17 protein-coding genes are annotated in these 25,109 nt (G+C 60.8%); 6 read left to right on the forward strand and 11 right to left on the reverse strand.

The genetic code is table 11. The features are described from left to right. The first annotated feature begins 36 nt into the window (after positions 1 to 36). Entirely contained in the window at positions 37 to 642 is a 606-nt protein-coding gene (locus Q0L48_RS12860; RefSeq protein ID WP_296721571.1) for a TetR/AcrR family transcriptional regulator, read from the forward strand. Positions 643 to 1,537: 895 nt separating this feature from the next. On the opposite strand, the gene Q0L48_RS12865 is transcribed toward Q0L48_RS12860, so the two are convergent. The 7 genes from Q0L48_RS12865 to Q0L48_RS12895 all read right to left on the reverse strand — a co-directional run bounded on the left by Q0L48_RS12865 (position 1,538) and on the right by Q0L48_RS12895 (position 11,735). Further along, the gene (locus Q0L48_RS12865) at positions 1,538 to 2,533 is read right to left on the reverse strand and encodes an aldo/keto reductase (RefSeq protein WP_296721574.1); all 996 of its coding nucleotides are present in this window, start codon (positions 2,531 to 2,533) and stop codon (positions 1,538 to 1,540) included. A 531-nt stretch (positions 2,534 to 3,064) separates the two neighbouring features. After that, a complete protein-coding gene (locus Q0L48_RS12870) occupies positions 3,065 to 3,655 on the reverse strand; it encodes an SUMF1/EgtB/PvdO family nonheme iron enzyme (protein ID WP_296721576.1) in 591 nt (196 codons plus the stop codon). Between the two features lie 130 nt (positions 3,656 to 3,785). Continuing rightward, entirely contained in the window at positions 3,786 to 4,820 is a 1,035-nt protein-coding gene (locus Q0L48_RS12875) for a sugar kinase (RefSeq protein WP_296721579.1), read from the reverse strand. A 9-nt stretch (positions 4,821 to 4,829) separates the two neighbouring features. Next, positions 4,830 to 5,600: a 2-dehydro-3-deoxy-D-gluconate 5-dehydrogenase KduD gene (gene kduD / locus Q0L48_RS12880; RefSeq protein WP_296721581.1), complete on the reverse strand. Its 771-nt coding sequence runs from the start codon at positions 5,598 to 5,600 to the stop codon at positions 4,830 to 4,832. Between the two features lie 79 nt (positions 5,601 to 5,679). Beyond that, the gene (locus tag Q0L48_RS12885; protein ID WP_296721583.1) at positions 5,680 to 7,155 is read right to left on the reverse strand and encodes a sialate O-acetylesterase; all 1,476 of its coding nucleotides are present in this window, start codon (positions 7,153 to 7,155) and stop codon (positions 5,680 to 5,682) included. A gap of 46 nt (positions 7,156 to 7,201) precedes the next feature. After that, positions 7,202 to 10,498 carry a glycosyl hydrolase gene (locus Q0L48_RS12890; RefSeq protein WP_296721585.1) on the reverse strand — a complete coding sequence of 1,099 codons (3,297 nt, stop codon included), beginning with the start codon at positions 10,496 to 10,498 and terminating at the stop codon, positions 7,202 to 7,204. A 7-nt stretch (positions 10,499 to 10,505) separates the two neighbouring features. After that, the gene (locus tag Q0L48_RS12895) at positions 10,506 to 11,735 is read right to left on the reverse strand and encodes a glycoside hydrolase family 88 protein (RefSeq protein ID WP_296721587.1); all 1,230 of its coding nucleotides are present in this window, start codon (positions 11,733 to 11,735) and stop codon (positions 10,506 to 10,508) included. A gap of 231 nt (positions 11,736 to 11,966) precedes the next feature. Between Q0L48_RS12895 and Q0L48_RS12900 the strand changes: the two genes are divergently transcribed. The 4 genes from Q0L48_RS12900 (at position 11,967) to Q0L48_RS12915 (ending at position 17,478) form a co-directional block, all read left to right on the forward strand. Beyond that, entirely contained in the window at positions 11,967 to 13,313 is a 1,347-nt protein-coding gene (locus Q0L48_RS12900; protein WP_296721589.1) for an MFS transporter, read from the forward strand. 75 nt (positions 13,314 to 13,388) lie between these two features. Further along, the gene (locus tag Q0L48_RS12905) at positions 13,389 to 15,035 is read left to right on the forward strand and encodes a hypothetical protein (RefSeq protein ID WP_296721591.1); all 1,647 of its coding nucleotides are present in this window, start codon (positions 13,389 to 13,391) and stop codon (positions 15,033 to 15,035) included. After that, on the forward strand, positions 15,032 to 15,982 hold the full coding sequence (locus Q0L48_RS12910; protein WP_296721593.1) for a DUF4861 family protein: 951 nt from the start codon (positions 15,032 to 15,034) through the stop codon (positions 15,980 to 15,982). Before Q0L48_RS12905 ends, Q0L48_RS12910 begins: the two co-directional genes overlap by 4 nt. Further along, positions 15,982 to 17,478, forward strand: coding sequence for a sulfatase-like hydrolase/transferase (locus tag Q0L48_RS12915; protein WP_296721595.1), 1,497 nt, complete (start codon positions 15,982 to 15,984; stop codon positions 17,476 to 17,478). Before Q0L48_RS12910 ends, Q0L48_RS12915 begins: the two co-directional genes overlap by 1 nt. Before the next feature lie 27 nt (positions 17,479 to 17,505). On the opposite strand, the gene kduI is transcribed toward Q0L48_RS12915, so the two are convergent. Continuing rightward, positions 17,506 to 18,342 (reverse strand): 5-dehydro-4-deoxy-D-glucuronate isomerase, encoded by an 837-nt coding sequence (gene kduI / locus Q0L48_RS12920; RefSeq protein ID WP_296721597.1) that lies wholly within the window; start codon positions 18,340 to 18,342, stop codon positions 17,506 to 17,508. A gap of 105 nt (positions 18,343 to 18,447) precedes the next feature. Here kduI and Q0L48_RS12925 point away from each other — a divergent pair, with 105 nt between their 5' ends. Then, on the forward strand, positions 18,448 to 18,762 hold the full coding sequence (locus Q0L48_RS12925) for an L-rhamnose mutarotase (RefSeq protein WP_296721599.1): 315 nt from the start codon (positions 18,448 to 18,450) through the stop codon (positions 18,760 to 18,762). Positions 18,763 to 18,776: 14 nt separating this feature from the next. Here Q0L48_RS12925 and Q0L48_RS12930 read toward each other — a convergent pair whose 3' ends face one another. From Q0L48_RS12930 to Q0L48_RS12940, 3 genes are all read right to left on the reverse strand, one after another. Then, positions 18,777 to 20,147 (reverse strand): BNR repeat-containing protein, encoded by a 1,371-nt coding sequence (locus tag Q0L48_RS12930; protein WP_296721601.1) that lies wholly within the window; start codon positions 20,145 to 20,147, stop codon positions 18,777 to 18,779. Positions 20,148 to 20,223: 76 nt separating this feature from the next. Further along, positions 20,224 to 23,583 (reverse strand): TonB-dependent receptor, encoded by a 3,360-nt coding sequence (locus tag Q0L48_RS12935; protein WP_296721603.1) that lies wholly within the window; start codon positions 23,581 to 23,583, stop codon positions 20,224 to 20,226. 225 nt (positions 23,584 to 23,808) lie between these two features. Next, complete coding sequence (locus tag Q0L48_RS12940) at positions 23,809 to 25,101, reverse strand: TIM barrel protein (RefSeq protein ID WP_296721605.1); 1,293 nt, start codon at positions 25,099 to 25,101, stop codon at positions 23,809 to 23,811. Between the last annotated feature and the right edge of the window lie 8 nt (positions 25,102 to 25,109).

Raw genomic sequence — 25,109 nt, forward strand, 5'->3', positions numbered from 1 at the left:
CTATTAACGATACATATGTCTCATTAAGGAAATGCCATGTCAAGCGGGGTGCCAGCAGTGCCGCTGCGCAGAGCGGCAACCAAGCGGCCGGGTGGAAGAACCTCGGATGTTACAGAGCGGATCTTTGCCGCGACGGTGGCGCTGCTGGAGGAAGGCGGCATCGCGAGCGTGACCTTCCAGCGCGTCGCCGAGCAAGCGGGCGTGAGCCGCGCCACACTTTATCGCCGCTGGCCCGAACCGGTGTTTCTCGTCGGCGATGCCTTGGCGGCAACCGCGGCCGACAGGATTCGGATCGAAAACACCGGCAGTCTTCGTGGCGATCTTGCTGCAATGCTCACCCAAATCGGCGTATTCATTGAAAGCTCCACTGGGCGAGCCGCAATCGCCACAAGCTTGATGGGTCGGGTGCAACCCGAATTCACCACGCAGGCGAAGCTACTGTGGGAGCGGCGGCGCGAAGACGTCGCGCCAATTTTCGCGCGGGCGATAAAGCGAGGTGAACTAGCTGGTGATTGTGACACCGATGTCCTGTTTGCCGCGACTTCGGGCGCGCTCTACATGCGCATGATCGTGATGGCCAAGCCAATCGATGCCGAGTGGATCAGTCGGACACTCGCACTGGTGTTGCCGAGCGCCCCATAGTTCCGTCAAAAGATTGTCCTTTCACACCGGCCACAGGCCATAAGCACTGTCGACCTGCGAACCCAAGCGCGAAATGGAGGCTTCCAGCGGAACCAGACCTTCAATTTTGCGGAAGTGAACAACCGAACTTAGGTCGGCAGCTGCCGGAAGGTCTTAAGACTCTGCAGTCATTCCTTTGGAAAGGGCTGAAGTGCAGTTCTCTCGCCGAAACCGGAACTCAAGTTTGGCTCGCCGAGCCTCACAACGCGGGCACAACTGGTCCGAAGCCGCATGCCGATCTTGAGGCAGGCCTGATGTTGGGGCGAAGATCCAGAGATCAGGCGAGCATTGAGTTGCTTGCTTTTCGCGCACCGCCAGGAAGAAACTATGATGGAGGACGAAACTAGCCGGATTTTTCCCCGGCGCACGGTCCGGAACTCATGAAGCGCTGAACGATGTCGCGAAATAACTGCACCGTACGCTCAGTTTCTGGAGCGTTCGGCATGAGAACAGTCGACATTGCCAGACCGCGCACATGCGCAACCTGCCTGCCCTGAGGTTGAGGATCAGACCGAAGGCCAGGTATCAGCGGATGAGACAAATCCGGGTGCCTTCAGAGATTCAGGCGCACCCCAACCGACGTGCAGGAAGTCGCCAGCGATGTGGGCGTGCTGCCCGAAGGCGGTCATGGAGCAGATTGATGCGCTGTGGGCCGAACGAGTCTTGCCGGTGACCGGCCATACCGACTTCACCTCGCTGGCCGAGACCCTGCCGCGCTAGGCCCGGGTCAGATGCATATCGAAAAGCGAGAAGCCCCATCTACCACACGGTTCCGAGCTTCAGGCATCGAGGAGTTCGATCTAGCGGTTCCCCTCCAAGCGCCGTCATCCTGGCGGATCGGGTGAATTTAGCGCCCTCACAGTCTCACCATTCGCATGCCTGCTTCACCATATCGCGGGCCTTTTGCCGCACCGCGCGGGACGGCTGCGGAGATCTGGTCGATCTGTTCTAACGGAAGATCAAGCTCAGCTGCTTGCACTGAATCCTCCAAGGTCGCGATGCGCTTGACGCCGGGAATTGGTACGACCTGATCGCCCTGCGCGAGCAACCAGACTAGCGCGACCTGGGCAAGGCTGGCATCGTTGCGCTCTGCCACCGAGCGGATCACCTCGACGATTTCGAGATTGGCGGCGAAGTTCTCCTCCGACCATCGCGGATCATTCCGACGCCAATCGTCCTGCGGCAGATCGTCGCGGCTGCTTATCTGTCCCGTAAGGAAGCCGCGGCCAAGCGGACTGTAGGGGACGAAACCAATGCCGAGTTCGCGGCACAGCGGCAGAATGTCCTCTTCCACTCCTCGCTCCCAAATCGAATATTCGCTCTGCAGAGCGGTGATAGGGTGAACTTCATGGGCGCGGCGTAGTGTATCGGCTCCTGCTTCAGACAAGCCGAGGTGCCGAACTTTCCCTTCGTTCACAAGATCAGCCATCGTGCCGACCACGTCCTCGATGGGAACTTGAGGATCGACGCGATGCTGGTAGAAAAGATCGATGCAGTCGATGCCCAGCCGGCGAAGCGATCCCTCGCAGGCGCTTCGAATGTTCTGGGGTGTGCTGTCCACTCCCGATATACGGGTGCCGTCGAAACGGAAGCCGAACTTCGTGGCGATCACGAGGTTGTGCCGGCGGTCCTTGATTGCTTCGCCCAGCAGTTCCTCGTTCTGGAAGGGGCCATATATCTCCGCAGTATCGAAAAAGGTGACGCCCAGATCAATGGCGCGGTGGATGGTCCTGATGGCGCTGTCGGGATTCGCATCGTTCCCGTAGGTAATATTGCCGCCATGCACCATCGGCATGCAGCCAATCCCGATTGCGGAAACCTCGAGTCCTCGACCAAGCGTGCGATACTTCATTTTTCTCTCCTGCGGAGGTGCTGCGCGGGAAGATAGCAGACCTGACCGCACGGCACCAAGAAGGCTATCAGGGGTGTTGTCAGAGCAACTGTACTGGTCTGCATGAGGGCGAATTGCACTCCTTTTCAGAGGTATGTCTCGCTGAATTTTAGCCAGAGTTGGGCGTTCCAGCACCCGCAAACGCCTTTTCCGATCAAGAATAAAGCGAATAGCCGAGATCTGCTTCTGGTTGTGTGGTCGCCTCGCGCCCACGGTCTTGCCAGCTTGCCAAGCAGTGCGGGCATGCAGAGCGACGCCGTATCGTGCGTATCCCATCATCTTTCTCCTCGGCCGGAATTGGCCAACAGAAAGAATGATCGAACTCAAGGCAGCTTTTGGACCGTTTGCTGAATGGGAGGGGCCCGACCAAGGATCGGGCAAGCCGCATGTCGGCTTTTGGGCGGGGCCCTCCATGCACGGTGTAGCCGATTGTTTGTAATCCGGAACGGCAGCTCGTTGCAACGGATCCTTATGCGGAGTCTGCTTCCATGATCATCTGCCTCCAGATTCGACCATGCTGTCATACACAAGCCGAAAACCGACATTCGACGCGCCCAGTCCCGGGTCCCGCCCTTGGCGTGCTTGCGAGCGGTAACGCTGGCAGTAATTGGGCGCGCAGAGATAGCTTCCGCCTTTCACAACCCGGCTCGGTCCAACCGGATTCCTAGGATCATAGGCGGCGTTTTCGCTCGGGCCTTCGGGGTTGACTCTGGTGGCAGGATCGTGGCTGGGCCGGAAGAAATCGGCGGTCACCTCCCAAACATTTCCGACCATATCGTAGAGGCCAAGGGCATTGGGCGCAAAGCAGCCGACCGGGGCTACGCCTTTGAACCCGTCGCTGCCTTCGTTGACCACCGGGAACACGCCCTGCCAGCTATTAGCCACTTCCGGTCCCGGCTGATTTGCCGATCTTGTGCCTCCTGCTGCTGCAGCGAATTCCCATTCCGCCTCGGTCGGCAGGCGACCGCCTTTCCAGCGAGCATAGGCTTGCATGTCATCCCACGCGAGGTGCACCACTGGCTGATCGGGGCGCGCATCGGGGCCGTCGAGGCCATAGGGCTTGATCCAGCTGGCGCCGGGCACACGCTCGAAGGGGAGGTGCAGCTTGCCGTGGTGGCGAAGTCACTCGCCTGCGTCGGCTGCGTCGGAGCCTTGCTTTCGCTTTCCGCACAGGCCGCAAGGCTGATCACAGCAACGACGGCAATCAGTCCTCTCATCGGCGCACATCCCCGCTGCCAGCCGCAAGCGCCGCAATATCCTCGACCGAAGCGCGCAGGAAATCGCCAGGAACCGAATGCGCCCACTCGGCGCATGTCGTTGCAAAGTGAATAGTGGCAGCGCGCTCCATCCCGGTGATCAGGCCGTGCACGACGCCGGCGGCAAAGGCATCTCCCGTGCCGACCCTGTCGACGATGTTCCCGAGTTCGATGGTATGGCTCGTTGAAATTCCCTCTCGATCGGCCAGGAGCCCTGTCAAGGTTTGGCGGTCGCTCGACTGCACCTTGCGGCGAGTCGCGGCCATGTGCATCAGCTGCGGTGCGCGAGCGAACATCGTTTGCGCCGCGGCGTGGAAGCCTTCATCCGGTTCGCCGTCGCTGTAGTCCGCACCCACCATCAAGGCTACTGCGCGGCGGCCAGCGAACAGCAGATCGACCTCACACGAGAGCTCGAAAAGGATCGCGGCAGCCTCGCCCTCACGTCCCCGCCACAGCGTCGGCCGATAATTGGTGTCGAATGCAATCCTGACACCTGCGGCCTGGGCTGCGGTAATCGCGTTGCGCAAGGCAGCCAGCGCCCGCTCGCCAAGCGCAGCAGTGATCCCGCCTACGAACAGCCACTCCGCCCCGGCGAGCAGCCCGGGCCAGTCATAGGCCTCGGGCGCGATGCTGGCGAAGGCGGAATGCGCCCTGTCGTAAGTCACGCTTGAAGGTCGAGTCATCGCGCCAGGCTGAAGGTAGTACACCCCCATACGGCTGCTCGACATCGTCTTGGCTTCTAGCGATATGCCAGTTGCGAGTAATGCACGCCGCGCCCATTCGCCAATAGGGTTGTCCGGCAGCGTCGTTAACAGACTGACCTCATGACCGAAGCCAGCCAGCGCCACTGCGACATTGGCTTCGGCCCCGCCAATACATGCTTCCAACTGCGGCTGCTGAAACAACAGTCCGGGGGACGACGCACCGAGCCGAAGCAAGACCTCGCCAAAACTGACGATCCGCCCACGCCTATCGGTCCCAGCCGCGCCCATCACATCGTCCTAACGGGCCAGCCAGCCGCCATCCACGGCAAGGATATGACCTTGCACATAGTCGGCAGCGGGGCTGGCAAGGAACACGGCCGCCCCGCCGATGTCGGTCGGCAGTCCCCAGCGTCGTTCGGGAATCCGGTCGAGGATCTGCCGGTTGCGGGTCGCATCTTCCCGTAAAGCGGCGGTATTGCTGGTGGCGATATAGCCTGGCGCAATGGCGTTCACGTTGATCCCTTTTTCAGCCCATTCGTTCGCCATGAGCTTGGTCAGTCCGCCGATGCCGCTTTTGCTCGCCGTATAGCTTGGCACCCGGATGCCGCCTTGGAATGTAAGCATCGACGCAATATTGATGATCTTGCCACGCGGCCCATACTGGTTGGACCAGCCAACCATATGTTTGGCAACAGCCTGACACAGGAAAAACACTGTCTTGAGATTGGTGTCGAGCACCGCGTCCCAATCCTCTTCCGAGAAGGTCAGCGCATCCGCACGGCGGATTATCCCTGCGTTGTTGACCAGTATGTCGATACGGCCGAACGTGGCGATGATATGGTCAACAAGGCTCTGGACAGGAGCAGTCGAGGACAGATCAGCATTGAAGCTTACGCAGCGCCGCCCGAGCGCCTGAACAATTTCAATCGTCCTGCTGGCTTCGCTTCGCCCTACAGCGGCAATATTCGCCCCAGCCTCGGCAAGAGCGCAGGCAATCCCTTGTCCGATCCCGGTATTGGCGCCGGTCACGAGTGCCACCCGTCCGCTCAGGTCGAATTGTGACATCATGCAATTTTTCTCCAGTTGGCCCCGGCAGCCGGGCGATCGGTTGCAAGGAGGCGATTATGAGGCAAGCGGCGACTTGCGCTCAGTCGATACTCAGCGCGAACGGTCCGAGCGGCAGATCGGTCGCATCAAAGACATTGCAGATTGGGGCAGCATCCCAGCAGTATCGCACCAGCACCGGACTAGCGCCCTGCGGCACTGAGATGGTCACGCCGCCTTCGGAGAACTGCGCATCGGCAAAGCGGCAGGCCTTGCCCGCAGGATCATCGCACAACATGAACGGCCCGGGGCGCCCCCATGATGCGGCAAACAGCGCTCCGTTCGCATGCGATACGACCACTTCGACCGCGTTTCCTGTGCGGCGGGCGGAGATTGCTTCTGGTGGGCGATAGGCATCGGTCTTGCCATAGGCGAGCTTGAGCAGCGCCGCTCCGGCGCGCTGGCCAACCGGTTTCTTGATCGGCGGGTGAATGTCCAAGCGTTCACTCACATCGATCGTCACCACCAGCTCGGTCAATGGATCATCGCGTGCGACCAGCCGCTGCGCTTCGCGGATCGCGGCGGTTTCATCATCATCGGCAGCGCCCGAGATCGGGCCGAAACCGGCCAATTGCACGACCACGAACGGCACCTCGCTGCCGAAACGGCCGCGCCAGCTTTTGATCAACGTCTCAAGCAGCGTCCGGTATCTCGCCGTGGATTCAGCATTGTTGGCCTCGTTTTCCCCCTGATACCAGATTGCGCCGGCAAGCCGGGTCGGGCCTAGCGGGGCGACCATGCCGTTGAACAGATTGGCGTAGCTCTGGTTCGCCTTGTGGGCCCACTCCGTGCGAGGCCGTCCCTCCCACACATCGCTGACCTTGGCAGCGTACTGCGCGGGCGCTGTTGCCGGGTCTCGGCGGTAGGCATCAAGCATTGCAAGCTGGGTTTCCATTCCTCCCGCCACTGCAAGGCCTTCACGGGGCAGCCAAGAGCGGATCGGTGTGCCTCCGACAGAGGCGTTGATAAGGCCGACGATGACCTTTTCTTCTTCCGCGACCTTTCGCCCGGCAAAAAGGCATACTGCTGAGAAATCGAGCCACTTATCCCTCGCTTTGAGCCACTGCCCCGGCATTCCGAACTTAGGCGCCTCAACCAGCGAACTGACCTGTGGCACAGTCAGCAGACGTATATTCTCGTCGATTGCGAGGTTGCGATCCTCGGGGCGCAGCGATGAAGCCGACATCTTCCACACCATGTTCGACTGTCCCGAACACAGTATCACCTCTCCAATCGACACATCCCGCAGCTGAACCGCGCTACCCTGCGCGTTGACCGACAGAGTCAGTCCGGTAGCTGCGGCTCTTGCGGGCAGCTCGACCTGCCAGCGGCCATCGGCCTTAACGTTTGCCTCAAGCCCGGTGTCGCCTAACGTCACCTTGATCGTCGATCCTGGATTCCCCGATCCCCAGACCGGGATCGGCTCTCCCCGCTGGATGACCATGCCGGAAGAAAACGGCGCGCCCAGAGCCAGTTCTTCGGCTGCCACTGGAGCCGGAAGAATAGCGGCAGTTGCCATGGACAGCAGCCCGGATAACCATGTGCAGGCAAATTTCGTCATGAGATCATTCTTCCACTCTGACGACCAGCCGGACCGGCCCCAGCAAGCCTGACGGGTTGAGGGGCGATTGTGCCGTAACGTGCGGGTTGGTCGGATAGGTGAAGCGGCTGGCCCCGGCCTCGGCTTTCAGATCGCCGATGATGCGGTTTGCCCAGGTGTTGATGATCGTCACCTCGATCCTGTTCTCCCCCTTTTGCAGGGCATCCGAAACATCGATCCGCCAGGGCGCGGTCCATACTGTTCCGACCTCGCGTCCATTGACAGTGACGAGCGCGATGTCGCGTGCCACGCCAAGATCGAGCCAGACCTTGGCATTGGCCGGCAGGCGATCGAGGCTCACGGTCTTGCGATAAGTCGCGCGTCCGCTGTAATATTTCACCCCCGGCTCGACATGATCGGTCCAGTCCTGCAGTCGTGCAAAGCGGATGCTGGCAGGCCCGCCCAAGGCAGGGTCGAACGTCACGTCCCAGTCATGGTTCAGGTCGGCGAGCAGTTTCGTGGGCGAGACGGGACCATATTGCGGCAATCCCGGCGCAGTCTCGGCCGAGGCCACCAGCAGCACCGACTGAAATGCCTCCAAGCTGATCGGGCCGGCCATGAGAATGCCGTCATCCTGCACCGCCGCCAGCGCGCTGCGCGACCCGCTGACCGGATCCCATAGCTGCAGTGCCGGGTAGCCCGATTTCAGGACCGGATCGATTGTCACTGCCTGATCGGTCTGGTTGGCAAGGAAGAAGACATCTTCCCTGGCTGTGCTGACCTGCGTCCAACGGATGCTGGCATAATCGATTCCAGAGACTTGCGGCCTGATGCCCTGGGTAGCGAATATTGTCGCCAGGGTCCCGGCACAGTGCACCTGTCCGCCGCCGAACGCGGCAGAGGTGCTTCCTGCCAAACCACAATCGCCCCATAGTTCAGCCGCACCGGCGCGGACCCTGGCATCTGCCGCTGCGCTGTCGGCCAGACTGGGCGAGCGCAGCGGGGCCGATCCGAACATTTGTCCGCCAGCCGCGACATGTCCCGCCAGCACCTCCAGCAATTGCGGGGTCATCGTTTCGGACGGAGGCATCGCAAGGATTGCGTAGCTAGTACCATTGGGCAAAACCCAGCGCCCATCCCTGATCGTGACCAGCTTGGCCAATGCTTCGGTATTGACGTAATCGAATGCGACTCCGACGGGCGGCTCGGGATTGGCGAGACCGGACATTTTGGGTGTGTCCTCGCCGATGAAATACAGCACCTCGGCCTGGGGTACTCCGGCCTGCAGAACCCCGTGGGTTCGGCGCAGGTAATCGATCCATGCCTTGGCCTCGGGATACCAGGTATTGCCGCGATTGAATTCGCTGCCGAACCACGAGTTGACCCCGGCCAATCGGTCGTCCGGCTGGTGTATGTTCACATGCAGCACAAAGTGGTTGATGCCCTGCGCCGTCGCCTTGTCCCCTAGCCGCTTTAGAGACCACGGGGCGAGCGACCAGTGTCCTGCGGTTTCATCATTGGTAAAGGCCTCAGCCGAGACACGCGGCTTGTCATATACCCGTGCGGCCGAGACCGCGGCCGGAATCTCGATATCGCCGCGATATTCCGGATTGACCCAGAACTCCGCACCCACCTGATCGGATTGCCCGCCATATTGAAGGAATTCGCCGGGGAAGCCCCAGTGACCGTAGTTCTCTAGCCACAGCTGCATACCCGCATCATTGCTGAGCTTGCGCAGCCCTCCCACATATTCCCTCGAGATCACCTCGGATACGAGCTTGCGCAAATCCCACAGGAAGCGATCGGATTCGTCGGTGCTGCCGATGATCACGCCGCTCAGCGTCGGTAGATAAGGGACCGGGTCATAACCGAACCGTTCGACAAAGCGCCGGGCCATGTCGTCGGTCCAGTTCTGGGCACCCTGTTCGTAGCTGTCGGCGATCACCAGCGTGAAATTCGCCTTGGCTTGCGGGCTGAGCGCTGCGCGCGCGCGACCGACATAGCTTTCGAAGTGCGAGCGCAGGTGCACCGCGCTCATCTTGTCGATCTCCAGCCCGGTCGCAGCCGGCGTCGAAGGGCCGTTTTCGGCCCCCGTCGGCACCATTCCGAACCATGCCAGACGCCAGTTGCCGTGCGGCGGCTGCCAATCGATCGACCCGTCACTGAGCAGCCGGTCGGTCAAATCGAGAACTTTCTCCTCGGGCACGGCAAATTGCGGATCGTCCTGCGCACCCTCGACCGGCCAGAGATAGGCATCATAATCGGGCTCAGGGGTCTGCCACATCTTGCCAAGCTGCTTCTCGACATAACGCTCGATGAGCGGCGCTTCGCGCAAGGCAATATCGGCGAGCCGGATCGGATTGGAATCGGGTCCGCGGCGAACCTCGAGCCGGAACCGATCAGACGCGGTTGCCGGAATGCGAATCGTGATTGGCCCGTCATTCATCGGCCCGAGCTGGACGCGGGTCACCCGGCGATCGACAGTGAACTGCTCGATGCTGCGCCATTTTCCTGCCTCATCGGGCGCCAGCAGATCCATCTCGGCATAGAAGGCGTCCGGGCCGGGAAAGATCTGCAGCGTGCGCACAGTCCGGGACGCGCTCAATTGCAGTTCCAGCACTACAGGCGTGGCAGTGCCGGACGCCGGCAGTTCGATGATTTCAGTCGTGTCGAGCCTGCCGTCGGCCAGATTGGCCAGCATGCGTCCGCCCTGCATGACGCGCGCGCCTCGAGCGAGGTTGGCCGTTCCTGCACCCTCAGGGTAGGCCAGCAGCCGCACCGGCTGAAAACCCGGGTCCGCCGCGACAAGCCGTGTCGGCATGTCATGACTGCCTGTGACCCGATATTCCTGCACTGTCAGGCTGCGCATCGACTGTTCTGGCTTTACCCACGGACCGCCAGACTGGCTCCAGCCGGGGGAATTGAACATGCCAATGTTGACCTCGAGCCGCGCGGCTTCCTCCATCGCGTAGCGCAGCGCCTCCCACCATTCGGGCGAAAGGCTCGCGACTGGGCCGCGGTTGTCCGGATTGGTGTCGACATTGCCGATATAGGCCTCAGCAATACCGATCCGGCGCATCACCTCGAGATCCTTGGTGAGGCCTTCCTTCGCTATATCGTCGCTCACCCAATACCAGAAGGTCGAGGGCGCGGCGCTGCGCGGCGGATCAGAGAAAGCCGCAAGTGCGGGCGAGCGAACTGGCGAGGCGGTGGCCGCAGGAGCCTTGCTAACGCCCGAAGAAGCGCAGCCCGCAAGGAGTGCAGCGGCCGATCCCGTAAGAGCGACCCGCAGCGACGGAAACGTGATGTTGAAAACGCCCATAGCAGATCTATTCTGCCTTGGTTTCTAGCATCTCTGCGGCGAACAACAGCATGCCACCAACTCCGTAAAGCTGGCTCGACGCACTGTCAGTCTTCTGCGGGTCCTTGCCGACCTGTTGCACCCAACCGAGCTTGCCGTCATTTCCTACGGCGGCCCGCATAGCGTCCCACGACCGGTCGCGCGCGGTGACGTATTTTTCGCCCTCGAGCACGCCGTTGTTCAACCCCCACGCCAGGCCAAAGCCGAAAAAGCCTGTGCCGCTGGTTTCGGGATTGGTGACCAGCTCGGCATCCATCAGCGAGGTCGGCCAGTAGCCGTCAGGTCGCTGCAGAGTGATCAGCCGGTCGGCCATGGTGCGGAATGTCTTCATAAGGAGCGGGCGCTCGGGATGGTCTTCAGGCAGCGCCTCGATGAAGCGCGCCAGCCCGGCAAACACCCAGCCATTGCCGCGGCTCCAGAACACCTTCTTGCCGTTGGATGTGCGCGCATCGAAATAGCGGCTGTCGCGGAACAGCAAGCCGGTTTCAGGGTCTTGCAGATATTCGACCACCGCCCGCGTTTCCTTGGCCGCATAGTCGGCGTAGCGCGGATCGCCCGAGACCTTCGAAGCGAGCGCCCAGGACGGGGGCGCCATGAAGATCGCATCGGCCCAGCACCAGCGGCGCTGACACGCGCCTTCGGTGTGACCGTCTGCAGGCTCCTTGAATTCGAGGCTATTGGTGTAATTGCGGGCAATGATCTCGTCGAAAACCTGGGTGGTTTTTTTCATCACCGTCGGGTTTTCGTCGCGCAGCGCCAGCGCGGCATAGACCGCAGCGACCGCCTGATCATCGCCGTGCCAAGTGCGCTCGCCAAGTTCGAAGCCGTTTTCCAGTGCGAACTGCCGGACATGGGCCATCAGCCGCTTATCGCCAACCTTTGCGGCATAGCGTTCAAGCCCGATGTAGAAAGTCGCCTTTATCCAGCCACGCCCATAGGAACTTTCGGGCACCTTGAAGTCGAGGTAGTAAAGGTTGTCGTTGGCTGAGAGCTGCCATGCAGCGACTGCACAGCCAATCTCCCTTGCCGACGCCTTGCCGGGGCTGGCGAGCAACGCTCCGGACGATGCTGCGGCTGACTCCGGACAAGCATGTTCCAGAGCCTTACCGGCGCCAGAACCTTCATGTGCTGCGGCATTGGTCGCGATCACCATTGCCGAGGCAAGAAACACCCCGGCGAGCGCCAGACGATTAGACATGCGAATCTCTCCCCCTTGGGCCTGATCTCAGCCTCTTTGCTGCGGCGCATAGTGCCAACTCGCCCACCGATTGCAAGTCGCAAATGTTCATTTATGATTAGACTTGATCTAAATTGATGGGTCATGCAAGAAGGTGACGCGACCAGCTCGAAGGGCGCCGAAAGGCGCAACGCGACAGTCTGGTCTGCCTGGCAGATGAAACATCGTCGCCGGACGCAGGGGGGAAGTCTGATGGCGAGTTCGAACGTGATCCCAGCTAACGTGGCCCCAGGCGCGGCAGGCAGTGTCCGTCCGGCAGGGCGTTATCGCTGGCTAATCGTAGCCTTGCTATTTGCAGCGACCACGGTCAACTACATCGACCGGACAATGCTCGGGCTGCTTGTGCCGACGCTCGAAAAAGACCTCGGGTGGAGCGAGGACGATTATGGCACGATCGTCTCCGCCTTCCAAGCGGCCTATGCGCTCGGGTTCCTATTCATGGGCGCGCTGATCGACCGGCTCGGTCCGCGGATTGGCTATGCCATCGCGATCGCGATCTGGACGATTGGCCACGTCGCGCACGGCTTTGCCAGTTCAGTTACCGGCTTCATTGCCGCCCGTGTGGTGCTTGGCCTAGGCGAGGCGGGACACTTCCCCTCGGTGATCCGCGCCCTGAGCGAGTGGTTTCCGCAGAAGGAGCGAGCCTACGCCGTGGGGTGGGTCAACAGCGCCACCACGATCGGCGTGATCCTGACCGCCCCCACGATCGCGCTACTGATGGTGGTGTTTGGAGCAGACTGGCGCGAGACCTTTATCTACACCGGCATCTTCGGCGCGATCCTGCTTGTGCTGTGGCTACGGCTATACAGCGCGCCGCGCGAGAGCGGCAAAGTCAGCGAGGCCGAACTGGCGTGGATCGAGCACGATCCTCCCGAAAAGATCGATCAGATCGGCTGGGGACAGATCGTGAGGCGCCGCGAGGCCTGGGCCTTCGCCACAGCCAAGTTCCTGACCGATCCGGTGTGGTTCCTGATGCTGTTCTGGCTGCCGAAATATTTCGTCAGCACATATGACGTCGATCTCAAGGTCGTGCTGCTACCGATGGTGATTATGTATATCCTGTCAGACATCGGCAGCGTTCTTGGCGGATGGACATCATCGCGGCTGATCCAGCGCGGCCACAGCGTCAATTTCGCTCGCAAGGTGACGATGCTCGGCGCCGGCTTCTGCGTTTTGCCGCTGCTGGCGGTGACGGGTCTGGAAAACATGTGGCTGGCGGTGCTGCTGATCGGCATCGCGCTCGCCGGGCACCAGGCCTTTTCTTCCACCATTCTGTCGATCCCGGCGGATCTGTTCCCCAAGCGGGCGGTGGGGTCAGTCATCGGGCTTGGCGGCTTCGCGGGCGGGATCGGCGGCATGATCATGGCAAAATCCACCGGCATGGTGCTTGAGGCGACAGGTGGAAATTACACGTTGATCTTTGCCGCGTGCACGGTGGTCTATTTCACCGCAGTCTTGGCCGTGCACCTGCTGAGCCCGCGCTTGGCCCCGCTTGCGCCTGACGCCGTGGAGCCGAAGGCACTTGCCGATCTAAATTGATCAGTTTCGATCATTTTCTTGCGAAGGCCTGATTGTCGGCTAGGCTCGCAAACCGAACGAAGTGGGAGAGCACAGATGGAGGAATTCGAGCGCGTACCGGTGGCGCCGTCAGGGCTGAAGCCGGCGCGCTATTTCGCGGCCTCCTACGCCGGGGAACATGTCGCGGGAACGGAATTCGTGATCGGTGCCATGTTCGTTTCCTGGGGTGTCGGCGCTGGTGAGGTGATCTCAGGCCTTGTGCTCGGCAATCTGCTGGCGGTGCTCAGTTGGGTGTTGATCTGTGCCCCGATCGCAACCGACACGCGCCTGACGCTTTACGCCTACCTTGAAAAGATCGCCGGGCCGGGCTTCATCAAGATCTACAGCGTGATCAACGGCATCCTGTTCTGCGTCCTGGCGGGCGCGATGATCACCGTGTCGGCCAGCGCGGTGCGAATCCTGTTCGGAATTCCACCGCAGGTCGAATGGTATCCCACCAGCCCGATGTTCGTTCTTGTAGCGCTCGGGGTAGGCGCGGTGGTTTCCTTCGCGGCCATGCGCGGTTTCAGCTTTGTCGCACGCTTTGCCGAAGTGGCCTCACCCTGGATGATCCTGATGTTCTTCGTCGGCGGCGCGGCGATGCTGCCGCTGATCCTCGCCGCCACACCTTCGGTGCCGGACCTGACGGGCTGGAGCGACTTTCTTGCCATGGCCGAAGCGAGCATCTGGATCGATCAGGGCACTGATCTCGGCTTCTGGCATGTGGTGGCGATTGCCTGGGGTGCGAACCTCGCCTTTCACGGCGGGCTTGGCGACATGTCAATTTTGCGCTTTGCGCGGCGGTCTTCCTATGCGTGGTTCTCGGTCATTGGCATGTTCATCGGCCACTTTGCCGCCTGGCTTGCGGCGGGAATCATGGGCGCAGGTGCGGCGCTGCTGCTCAAACAGCCGTTGACCTCGCTCGATGCCGGCGAAGTCGCGTTCCAGGCGCTGGGGCCGGTCGGCATTCTTGTGGTGATCGTGGCCGGCTGGACCACCTCAAACCCGACGATCTATCGGTCGGGCCTTGCGTTCCAGTCGCTCCACCCGGCATGGTCGCGCGAACGGGTGACGCTTGTCGTCGGGGTCATCACCACCGTCATCGCCTGCTTTCCCTTCGTGTTCACCAAGCTGCTCGATTTCCTCGGCATCATGGCGTTGGTCATGGCGCCGATCGGCGGCCTGATCTTTGCCGAGCACGTGCTGTTCCGGCGCCTCGGGTTGACGCCGTACTGGCGCACGGCTCAGAATTTGACGATCAATCTCCCTGCACTGATCACCTGGGTCGGAAGCGTCGCACTTGCCTCGCTGCTCGGGTTCGGAATGGGTGTGCATGTCCTGTTTCTGTTCGTGCCGGCATGGCTGGCAGCAGCGGTGCTTTATCCTGTGCTAGCCGCGATGATGGGCGCGCGCGTTGCCGCAACGCCGCACATGGCCGCCGCCGAAACTGCCGAGCGGGCACGCCAACAGGCCGAGGCTGACATTCTCGAAAGCCATAAGGCGGTTGGCCTCGCCCGCGCGAGCGGCAGCCGGATGCTAATGGCGGGGGCCATGCTCTCGCTGTTCGGAGCAGTCTGGCTGGGCGCGACGGTGCTGGCAGGTGGCAGTCTGACGCAATTCCAGACGCTGATCATCTGGCCGACTGCGACCTATTTCGTGTTCGCGATCCTGCTGGCGCTGCGCGAACCGGAGGCAGCGGCATGAACCACCATGTGACAAGCGTAGCAATTTTGCTAGCGATGCCGGGCGCACTAGCGGCCTGCACGACATCATCGGAATCGGGGGCTGTCGCCGTGCCGGTCACAGTCGACCTGCGACTGCGTGAAACGCCAGAGGCCGCCTATCAATCGGTCAGCGAAGTCTTCGTCCCCCCCAGTCACGTGATTGGCGACGGGCTATTCCCTTATGAGGGGATCGGCTGGGAAAATGGTTATGTGGGTTATCGGCTTTATCTCGATGGCCGGTTGGTCACCGACATATTCGGCAAGCAGCGCCCCGACCACGCGCTGGCCGGGATTGCGCGGTTCGGATCATATCACGCCCTCGCTTCGTGGGGCATGGACGTGCTCAAGGTCGGCCCCAGCCTCGGCATCGGCGGGCTCGGGGTCATGCGCGAGGGCAAGCCTGCGCAATTTGGTGCGATTCCCCGCCTCTTTGCCCGCATCGAGAATATCGGCGGCGACGAAGGCACGTTCGTGATCGAGGCAGGAGGCATCGAGGCGGATGCCGGGTCATCCGGTCAGTTCTCGATGCGATACACCATGGGCAAGTTAAGCCCGTTGACGCGCGTGGCGGTAACGGCGGACCCGGCGCTGCCTCTAGCCAGCGGGATCGTGATGCATGACGGCGCAAGCTTCCTGCAGTCGGCGCCGGGTAGCAAGGGCCCCTGGCATTACATCGCGACCTTCGGGCCGCAGAGCGAAAACAAGGACAACCTCGGCATGGCGTTGTTCTACCGCGTGGATCAGGCCAGCTATGGCGGGCTTGCGAATACGACCCATTTCGTGACCTTTGCGGCGCCCCAGTTCGAATATGCCTTTCTTGCCGCTTGGGAGCGGGACGAAAGCGGGGTCAGGAACATCACCGATTTCGAAACGCTGCTCGAACGCGAAATCAAAAGGCTTCAAGCCGGTATGCAAGAGGATAGCTGATGAAGCGCAAGATCACCTCCCTGTTTTTGGGCGTCAGCCTGTGTCTTGTGCCCGTTGGAATGGGCGGGCCGTTGATGGCGGGCGGGACGATCGCCTCCACCAGTGCGCAGCCGGCCGCGCGATCTGAGCGACATGTAGACGCCTCGCGGCCCAACGTGCTGCTGATCGTGTTCGATGATCTGGGCTACGGCCAGCTCGGCGTCACCGGCCACCCCCTCATCAAGACCCCGAATATCGACCGGCTGGCACGCGAAGGAATGCTGTTCACCAATGGCTATTCCGGCGGGACAGTGTGTTCGCCTTCGCGGGTCTCGTTGATGACCGGGCGAGATGCGTCCCGCTTGAGCAGTCCTGCAAACGACATCCTGCTGCGGCCGCAAGACAGGACCTTCGCGCACTTGCTGAGCGCGGCGGGTTACAGCACCGCACTGTTCGGCAAGTTCGGGATCGGCAGCCAGTTCGGCTCTACCGATCCGATGGCGATGGGCTTTGGCCACTGGGTTGGCGTTCTGCACAATATCGAGGCCCACCGGCAATATCCGCCCTTCTTGTACCGCGACAATGAAGTGGTGTTCATCCGGGAGAACCTCGCAGGAGCCAAGGGCGCCTATGCCCAGCGGATGTTCACCGATGCCGCGCTGGCATTCCTCGACAAGCAAAATGGCACGCGCCCGTTTCTGGCGATGATGAGCTACACCGCGCCGCATTCGGAAATGGCTGCACCCGAGGAATTCATCGCGCCGTATCGCGGCAAGTTTCCTGAAACGCCGTATAATGGCTTGAAGGGCCCGACACCGGCGAGCCAGTTTCCCGAATACTATCCGGAACCGATCGCGCAGCCCAATGCTGTGCAGGCAGGGATGATTGCGGCGCTCGACGCCTATGTCGGTGAACTCCTCGCCAAGCTGGAGGAAAAGGGGATGGCGGACAGCACGCTGGTCATCCTCACCTCGGACAATGGGCCGCATACCGAAGGTGGCGGCGATATCATCGCCCAGTCCGCCGGCGGCCCCTATCGGGGAGGCAAGCGCGATCTTTCGGAAGGCGGCATCCATATGCCGCTAATCGTGCGATGGCCGGACGTTATCAGGCAAGGCCGTGTTGAGGACGAACCCGTCAGCTTTGCCGATTTCTTGCCAACGCTCGCCAGCCTGGCAGGGAATTCCGAACTTGCGACCCAGTGGGGCGTCAACGGCATGTCCTTTGCGCAATTGCTCCAAAGCGACAAGGCACGCCTGCCCGAACGGATGCTGTACTGGGCCTTTGCGCACAATCTCGGTGATCCGAATTCGGGTGAACTGGGCAAGGTCGAGCAGGCCGGACGGATTGGCAATTGGAAGGCCATTCGCAAGCATGCGGGAGCACCCGTAGATCTGTATGACCTTTCGGCAGACCCCGGCGAAAGCCGCAACCTTGCTGGCGCATACCCGAAAATCGCCTCCGACTTTGCCCGGCGCTTCGACGCCGAGTTGGAAGAACAGACGCGCTATCGCTGAGCGCGCCTGTTCTTCTAGTGGCTGCTCTTATGCGAGGGCGGCCTGCGGGACGTGATCCATGTCGTCGAATTCCTGGTTCTCTCCGCCCATCGACCAGATGAAGCTGTAGGCGCTGCTGCCGACCCCGCAATGCATCGACCAGGACGGGGAAAGTGCGGCCTCCTCGTTGTGGAGCGGCAGCGCCTTCATCTCGTCCGGCCGTCCCATAAAATGGAAAATCCGGGAGTCTTCGGGAAGATCGAAATAGAAATAGAATTCGGAACGCCGGTCATGGGTGTGTGGCGGGAAGGTGTTCCAGACGCTGCCTTGCGCGATGCATGTGAAGCCCATTACCAGCTGGCAGCTTTCGATGATTCCCGGCCTCAGCGGCTGAAAGATCGTACGCTCGTTACAGGTCGCCTTGTCTCCAAGATCGATCCGGTTGGCTTCAGCCTTCCTGACTAGCCGGTGCGGATATGCGGTATGGGCCGGATAGCTTACGAAGTAGAAGCGCGCTGGGTCGACCGGATTATCGCTTTCGAACCGGACCGCCTCATCGCAGCGCCCGACATAGAGGCTGTCGAGCCGATCGAGCGCAAAACGCTCATCGCCGATCCAGACCCGGCCGGGAGCTCCGATATTGATCACACCGACTTCGCGGCGCGCGGTAAAGGCGCCGCCCCCCAATTCGGCAAAAGAACCGAACACGAGCGGCTCGTCAAGCGGCACCGCGCTGCCGATGATCCCGCGATCAATGTCCGATAGGGTCATCGAAAGAACGCGGGGCTGCATCAGGCCTTCGATCACGAAGCTTTCGCGCAGTTCCTCGTTGCGCATGGTGCGATAGCGGTTCTGGTCTGCAGCAAATTTGCGTTGAAGGTTCACATCTGGCTCCGGGTGCCTGAGAAATATGATTGAAACTGCACACTAATGGTGTTTCGTGACTAGATATGCATGATATAGGCTGGAATTGAAAGAGGGAGAATTGCGATGGCGTCATACGCATGGGTGCTCAAAATCCGTCCGGGTTACGAGGATGAGTACAGGCGTCGCCACGACAAGATTTGGCCGGACATGTCTGAAACTCTCAACCGGTCGGGAATCCGCAACTATCACATCTTCAAACACGGGCTGACGCTGTTCGGCTATTTCGAAACCGACGACTTTACCGCTACCGCAGCGTTTCTTGAGGATAACGAGGTCAACCGGCGCTGGTCGGAATACATGGCCCCGATCATGGAAGTGGACATCGATCCGGCGACGCGCTTCCCCTATCTGTTGCCGAAGCAGTTCTCTCACGCCTGACCGGGCGCGGCCGATCAACGTTTGATCTTGTGCAGACGCAAGGTTGATGGCGGCGGAATGTCCGGCCGCGCCTGATCCTGATTGGCGTTTTCGGCCTGCCAGCTGAGGTAATAATCATAGGCGCTGTCGGCCGGCGCTCCTTCGGCTTTGCGCACGTTCAGCGGGATGCCGGGAATATCCTTGTAGCCCGAGATCACCGCCGGCGCGCTGCTGAAGGTTCCGGTGCCAGTCGTCTTTCCGCTGACCGGATCAACAATGAATTCGATCGGCTTGCTCCGGAGCGTAGCGCGCACCCGAATCGTGCCATCGGCCGCCACGAAAGGACCTTCACGAACGCTGAGAGCATTGCCCGGCAGACTACCGCCGCGGTCGAGATCCTGCTTAATGCCGGTCCAATCGCTGATTTGCTGCACCGTCCAGCTGTCACCCGACTTGCGGGCCAGCATGATTTGCGTGTCGCCGTTCGCGTCGTTCTTGAAATAGGATATCATCGGCGCGCCCGCCGCATCGAAACCGAGCCGCTGGTGCCCGTTAAGAAGTCCGGCACCGACCGGCACCGGGTCGACAATCTCGCCATTGGCAAGCGTGATCGGCAAGGACAGCGGCTTGCCGTTCGAATCCTCCCATGTCAGTAGATCCGGGCTGCGGGCATAGGAGACATTGTTATTGGTCGCCGCAGAAGGAGTGTCACGCCACACCCACACCATGTGGAAGCGTCCGTCCGGCCCGCGGTCAGGCCCGATGTAATAGGCAGAACGCTCTCCCTCACCGTCGAAAAATGCTGCACCATGCAGCAGGCTCCAAGTCTTCGACCCGGTGTCGAAGCGATGAAAAGTGAAGCTGCCGTTACCGCTGCCACCGATGCGGAAAGCGGCGATAAGGCGCCCTTGGGGATCATGGTCGAACCGGGGGTAAGTAACGCGCAACTCTTTCGCCGGATCGATGAGATAATCGATCTGTTCAAGCGAGCGGATGTCCCACGGGCGGGTTGAACGAAAATAGACCAGCGGATCGGCATGCATATTGCCCATCACGTGGACGTAACCTTCTTCATCGACATCTACGGTCACGTAGTTGTGGCTGTCCCAGCCCAGGAAGCTAGGCAGTTTATGATAGCGCCATGGGGTGCGCGGGGTCGAGCGATGGGCCACGCTCATCTGGCGATTGGCATCGTAATAGACGATGATCTGGTGCTGTCCCCGCTGGATCATTTGCGGGTGGGCGCGGTGACCGGACCACGTGAAGTCAATAGCCTCCACGCTGTGGTCTGGCGCCAAGACTGCGTCCGGCTGCCTATCGCTCTCCTTTGCCTGCACAGCGATTGGTATCGCCAGCAACATTGCCGAAGCCATCAGTCCACCGACGCCAAAGTCCCGCATCGTCATAGTAATTATCTCCATTCGGATCACCGGGCAGTCCGCGAGAAGGCAGCCGTCCGCCCGGTAATCACATCATTTCGGTTCAGAAGCGATAGGTCGCCGAGGCAGCGAAAGTACGGCCGTCATACTCGAACACCCGCAGCAGTGCTTCGGTGCCAAGATATTCCCGGCGCGAGGATTGGGTGATGTTGAACACCTCGAACCGCAATTGCAGCCCCTCCATCGGTTTTATCGCACCGCTGAAATCGAGTTGGTCGCGCGGAGCGACGCGGGTTGCCCCCCCGGTGAACGAGCCACCTCCTGCGAGCTGAATTTCCGACTGATTGTTGTAGGCAAGACGCGCTTCGAAGAGCTTGTCCTCGTAATAGCCAATCAAGTTGTAGGTATCTTCGGCCACGTTAAAAAGCTTAGCGCCATTGTCGCCGCCCGAGCGAACCCGCGTGTAGTTGGCTACGAAACCGGTGTTCTTGAGGAAGCCCGGCAGGAAATCGAGCCGCTGCTGGATCTGCGCCTCGAAACCGGTCACGTCGATCGTGTCGGGATTGTTGAGGCTGACATTGATGCGGATCCGCTGGGTGTCTCCTAAGTCATTGGTGAACACGCACCGCCCCTGGAACTGGCCGCTATCGGCAATCCTGATTTCGTTGAAGGTCTGGTCGCCGACTGTGAAGGTGCCGGAATCCGGACAGAAATTACTGAATCGGGTGATGTCGTCGATCAACGACTTGCGAAAGACCCCGATGGAAACCACGCTCCCCGGACGATTATACCAGCTCAAACCCAGATCGAACCCTTCCGACCGTCGCGGCCGGATGTCGAGTCCGCTGACATCGACGATCGTCGAAGGGATGAGATTGCCGTCGCTGCCCACGACTTCGGGCAGCGTGGCTTCGTCGGGATCGCCACCCGGTTCGATCTCGCGGATCAGTGTCGGTGCCGGCGAGAATTCAGCGAGGTCCAGTGCCTCAAAGGTCTGATAATAGGCAGCGCGCACGACGAGCTCGGGAGTGATTTCGTAGATCGCATTAACGGATGGTAGGATGCGCTCGAAAACGTTGTTGGCTCGCGGCGGATCGAGCAGCGCCCCTTCGCGGAACACAAGATCCGGCCCGCCATTTTCGGCGCGGATCCGGGCAAGGTTGTTATAGAGCTCGTTGGCGACCGGAGTCAGACGCCCGCTCAAATCGGTTTTGACATAACGCACCCCGATATTGCCGCGCAGACCGATGTCAGAAGTTTCCTGCAGATCGAACTTCATCATTCCGTAGAGTTCGACCGTCTCACGTTTAGATCTGAAATTGCGATCGATGAAGTTGCGCGTCGGTATCCGCCGCAGGTACCCGGTCTCCTCGTTTAGAGGCAGCGCCTGCAGGATTTCATCGGCCGTGATGGTGGTTGCGCTCTCCTGGGTCAGTTCGGGGAAGAAGTTAGTGAGGTTTGCTGCGGTCGGGTTGAATACCACCCCGGCCGGCAATGTGCGTCCGGGATTGCCGAGCTGTTCGCGGACCAGTGGAATGTCGAGCGAGAGGAACTCGTCGAGTTCTGCGCCCGGGATACGACCGCCGGCAAACAGCGCCCCTTGCGCCACCCCGTCGTTGAGAACGAAGATATCATTGGTGAGCGCAGGGAAATTCAGTCCGAGCGCGGAATTGTCGGTGCGGGCACGTGTCGCGTTTTCATTGGAATAGAAGCCGCCCACCGCGATCTCTGTCAGCACAGTGCCAGTAAACTTGCGCACCAGGTCGAAGTCGATTGAAGTCAGGTCGCGATCGACCCGGTCGACGAAGCCGGCGACCAGAGGCGATATGGTGACTTGCTGTGTGGTACCGTTGGGCGCAACATTGGGGATGTTGATATTGGCGCCGATCAGGTCGGGACGGATCGTCCAGGTGCCCCCGACCGCGTTGGCAAGATCAAGCAGATTCGGCGGCAGGATCGTATTGATCGAAACGTCACGCAGACGGCCAGCAGTGCCGATATCGAAGACCGCGAGCGAGCCGTTGCCGGTATCGTCGATGCCGTCACCATCAACGTCCGGCGCGCCGGGACGCTGGTTGACGCGGTAATCATACTGGTTGAGCTCCGCGAGGCCCTTTGCCTTGGAATAAGTGCCGATGAGGTCGAACTTCCAGTCGTCATTTTCGAAATTGAACTGCGGGTAAAGCGCCCAAGTCTGGTCGAGCGCCGGAAATTCGCGGTTGCCGATCGCAGTCAGGTAATCGCTGACCATCACGCGGGGCACGAGGAAAACGTTCTCCTCAGGCCCGACATTGTTGAAATTGACCACCCCGACCGGCACCGGATTGCCCAGCGGTGTGACGATCGACTGCGCCGGATTCGGATTGACTAGAAAAATGTCCTGATTGGAATCGGTGAGGTCGCGACGGGTGAACAGCCCATCGACGCGGAACACCAGATCACCGGTGATCTCGTAACCGAAGCCGGCCGCTGCCGACACACGATAGCCTTCGTTGGTCTGCACGAACTGGCGAATCTCGCGCGGGAAAATGAAGACGTTGTTGAGACCGTTCTCTCCGACTGCCGGAACATCGAAGCTCGGATTGGGAATGCGGCTGACTACGTCATTCGAATCATCCGTCCCAGACGCACGCGTACCGGCAACGAACTGCGCGGTTTGCGCCGCCGTGTAATTGCCATAAGTGTTGATGCGGAAGGAATCGCGCCGGAACGATTGCTTGGAATAGGAGGCAACGCCGTAAACGGCAAGACGATCACTCAGCCGCTCGGCAACCGATGCGAAGAACGAAGGCGTGTATGCCTCTGTGGTTTCCTCATAACCCATTTCGGCACGCAGCACGACGCCGGACTTTCGTTGCAGTGCACCGGTGATGCGCAGATCGACCTGCGCCGCAAGACCGCCGGAGGGCGTATCGGCAGTGAACGACTTGATCACGTTCGCGCCGTTGAAAATGCCGCTTTCGAAAATACCGAACGGGTTGCCCACGTTCTCTCCGCGGGTGGGGGAGGCGATGTTCTGGTTCATCACGGTCGTCTTGGTAAAACGCCCGGGCAGGCCGCGTACGGAGATCGTGGCATCTCGGCGCCCCGCTTCGCGATTGATCTGCACGCCCGGAATGCGCTGAAGCGCCTCGCCGAGATTGAGATCAGGCGTTGAGCCAATATCATCAGAGGAAATGCCGTCGAGGATGACGTCGGCGTTCCTGCGGAACTCGAGCGCATCCTCAAGACTGGCGCGAAGGCCGCTGACCACGATTTCGTTGCTTTCTGGTTGGGGCGCCCCCTGCACGACCGGCTGCACGGGAGCTTGGCCAGATTTGGCGGCCTGCGCTTCGGCGGCGGCCGTCTTGTCGTCCTGTGACTGCGCATAAGCGGCACCAGGCAGGCACAGCGCCCCTGCAGCAGTGCCTAGCAGAAGTGCAGAATAGCGCGCCCGGCACCCATTCCTAGCGAAAAGGCTCATAGTTCTCTCTCCCCGATACCCTTGTTTTGACGATTTATGAGCGATTGATTTCGATCATGTCAATGCTCAATCGTGATATATATTGATCTTATTTGATCATTTTATGAAAATTATTGCATCCGCGCCTGCTGCCAGTGACCAATCGTGGCGGCGAATCCCTTTGGGCCCCCGCCTTGAGGGCCGCTGAGCGTGCCGCCGTGACCCGCCGACGGTCGGGCCGAACTGTCAGACGATCCCTGCCCCGAGGCCCACAGACTTGCGTTCCTGGCTCTTGCGTTCGCGGTATTTGCTCCGCCGATAGGTCGCGAGCCAGTCAATCGCACCACCCTGCTCGTCTCGCGCCTTGGAGAGAATCGGCGCAACGTCGGTTTCGTAGGCGCCGCGCAGCGTGCGGAAGGCGAGCATCACGTCATTGTCGTTCTGCGCCGCATGCAGCGCATCGCGATCGACCAGCAGCGCACGGGCATAGCATCCGGCAATTGTCTCGCCCGACGACAACATGCTCTCGATCGGATCGGTGACGTTGTGCGACTGGTCGATCATGTAGGCAGGTTCAAATCCACTGCGTGGGTTGCGTTCGGCCTCGATCAGTTCGTTGAAGACCAGAAACAGCTGGTGCGGATTGATACTGCCGCTGTCGAGATCATCATCGCCATATTTGCTGTCGTTGAAATGGAAGCCGCCGAGCTTGCCGGCATGGTGCAACCGCGCAACGATCTGTTCGATGTTCACATTCGGCGCATGATGCCCCAGATCGACCAGGCACTTGCACTTGTCCCCCAGAGCCTGCGCTGCCAGCAGCGAGCTGCCCCAGTCGGCAATCACGCTGGAATAGAAGGCGGGCTCGAACATCTTGTGTTCCAGCATCATTGTCCAGTCGCCTGGCAAAGCGGCGTAGACCTGCGCGGCGGCATCGAGATAGCGGTCGAGCGAGCGCCCCAGATCCTGCTGACCCGGGAAGTTGGTGCCATCGCCGACCCAGACAGTCAGCGCCCGCGAACCCAGCTTGCGACCGATTGCAATGCATTCGATGTTGTGCGCAATGGCCTGCTGGCGCGTCGCCTCCCGTGTCGACGACAGCGAGCCGGTCGCATAGCTGTGCGGCTGGCCGGGCTGATCCTGAAAGGTGTTGGAATTGACCGCATCGAAGCCAAGTCCGTAACTTTCAGCCTCTTCGCGCAGCGCCGCGTAATCGTCCACGAAGTCCCAGGGGAAGTGCGGGCTGACCCGCGGCGTGGCGCGCCCGAGCTGCTGGATTACCGCACAATCTTCAAGCTTTTCGTGGATGTTGGTTGGCTCGCCAGCGATCGGGAACTTGGCAAAACGCGTGCCGCCCCGCCCTGCGCCCCAGCTCGGCACGGCCACTCCGAAGGCCTTCACCTTGTCCTTAACCGCGTCGATCGCGATGCCACGGCGGGCAAGCTTGCGGCCAAGCGCGTCATATTCGTCATCAAGCGCCGGGCGCGAGACAGCGTTGAGTTCGTCCACCAGTTCGGTGGAAATCGGCAGCCCAGTCATATCCCTCT

The organism is Erythrobacter sp. (assembly GCF_024305245.1).
GTDB lineage: Bacteria > Pseudomonadota > Alphaproteobacteria > Sphingomonadales > Sphingomonadaceae > Erythrobacter.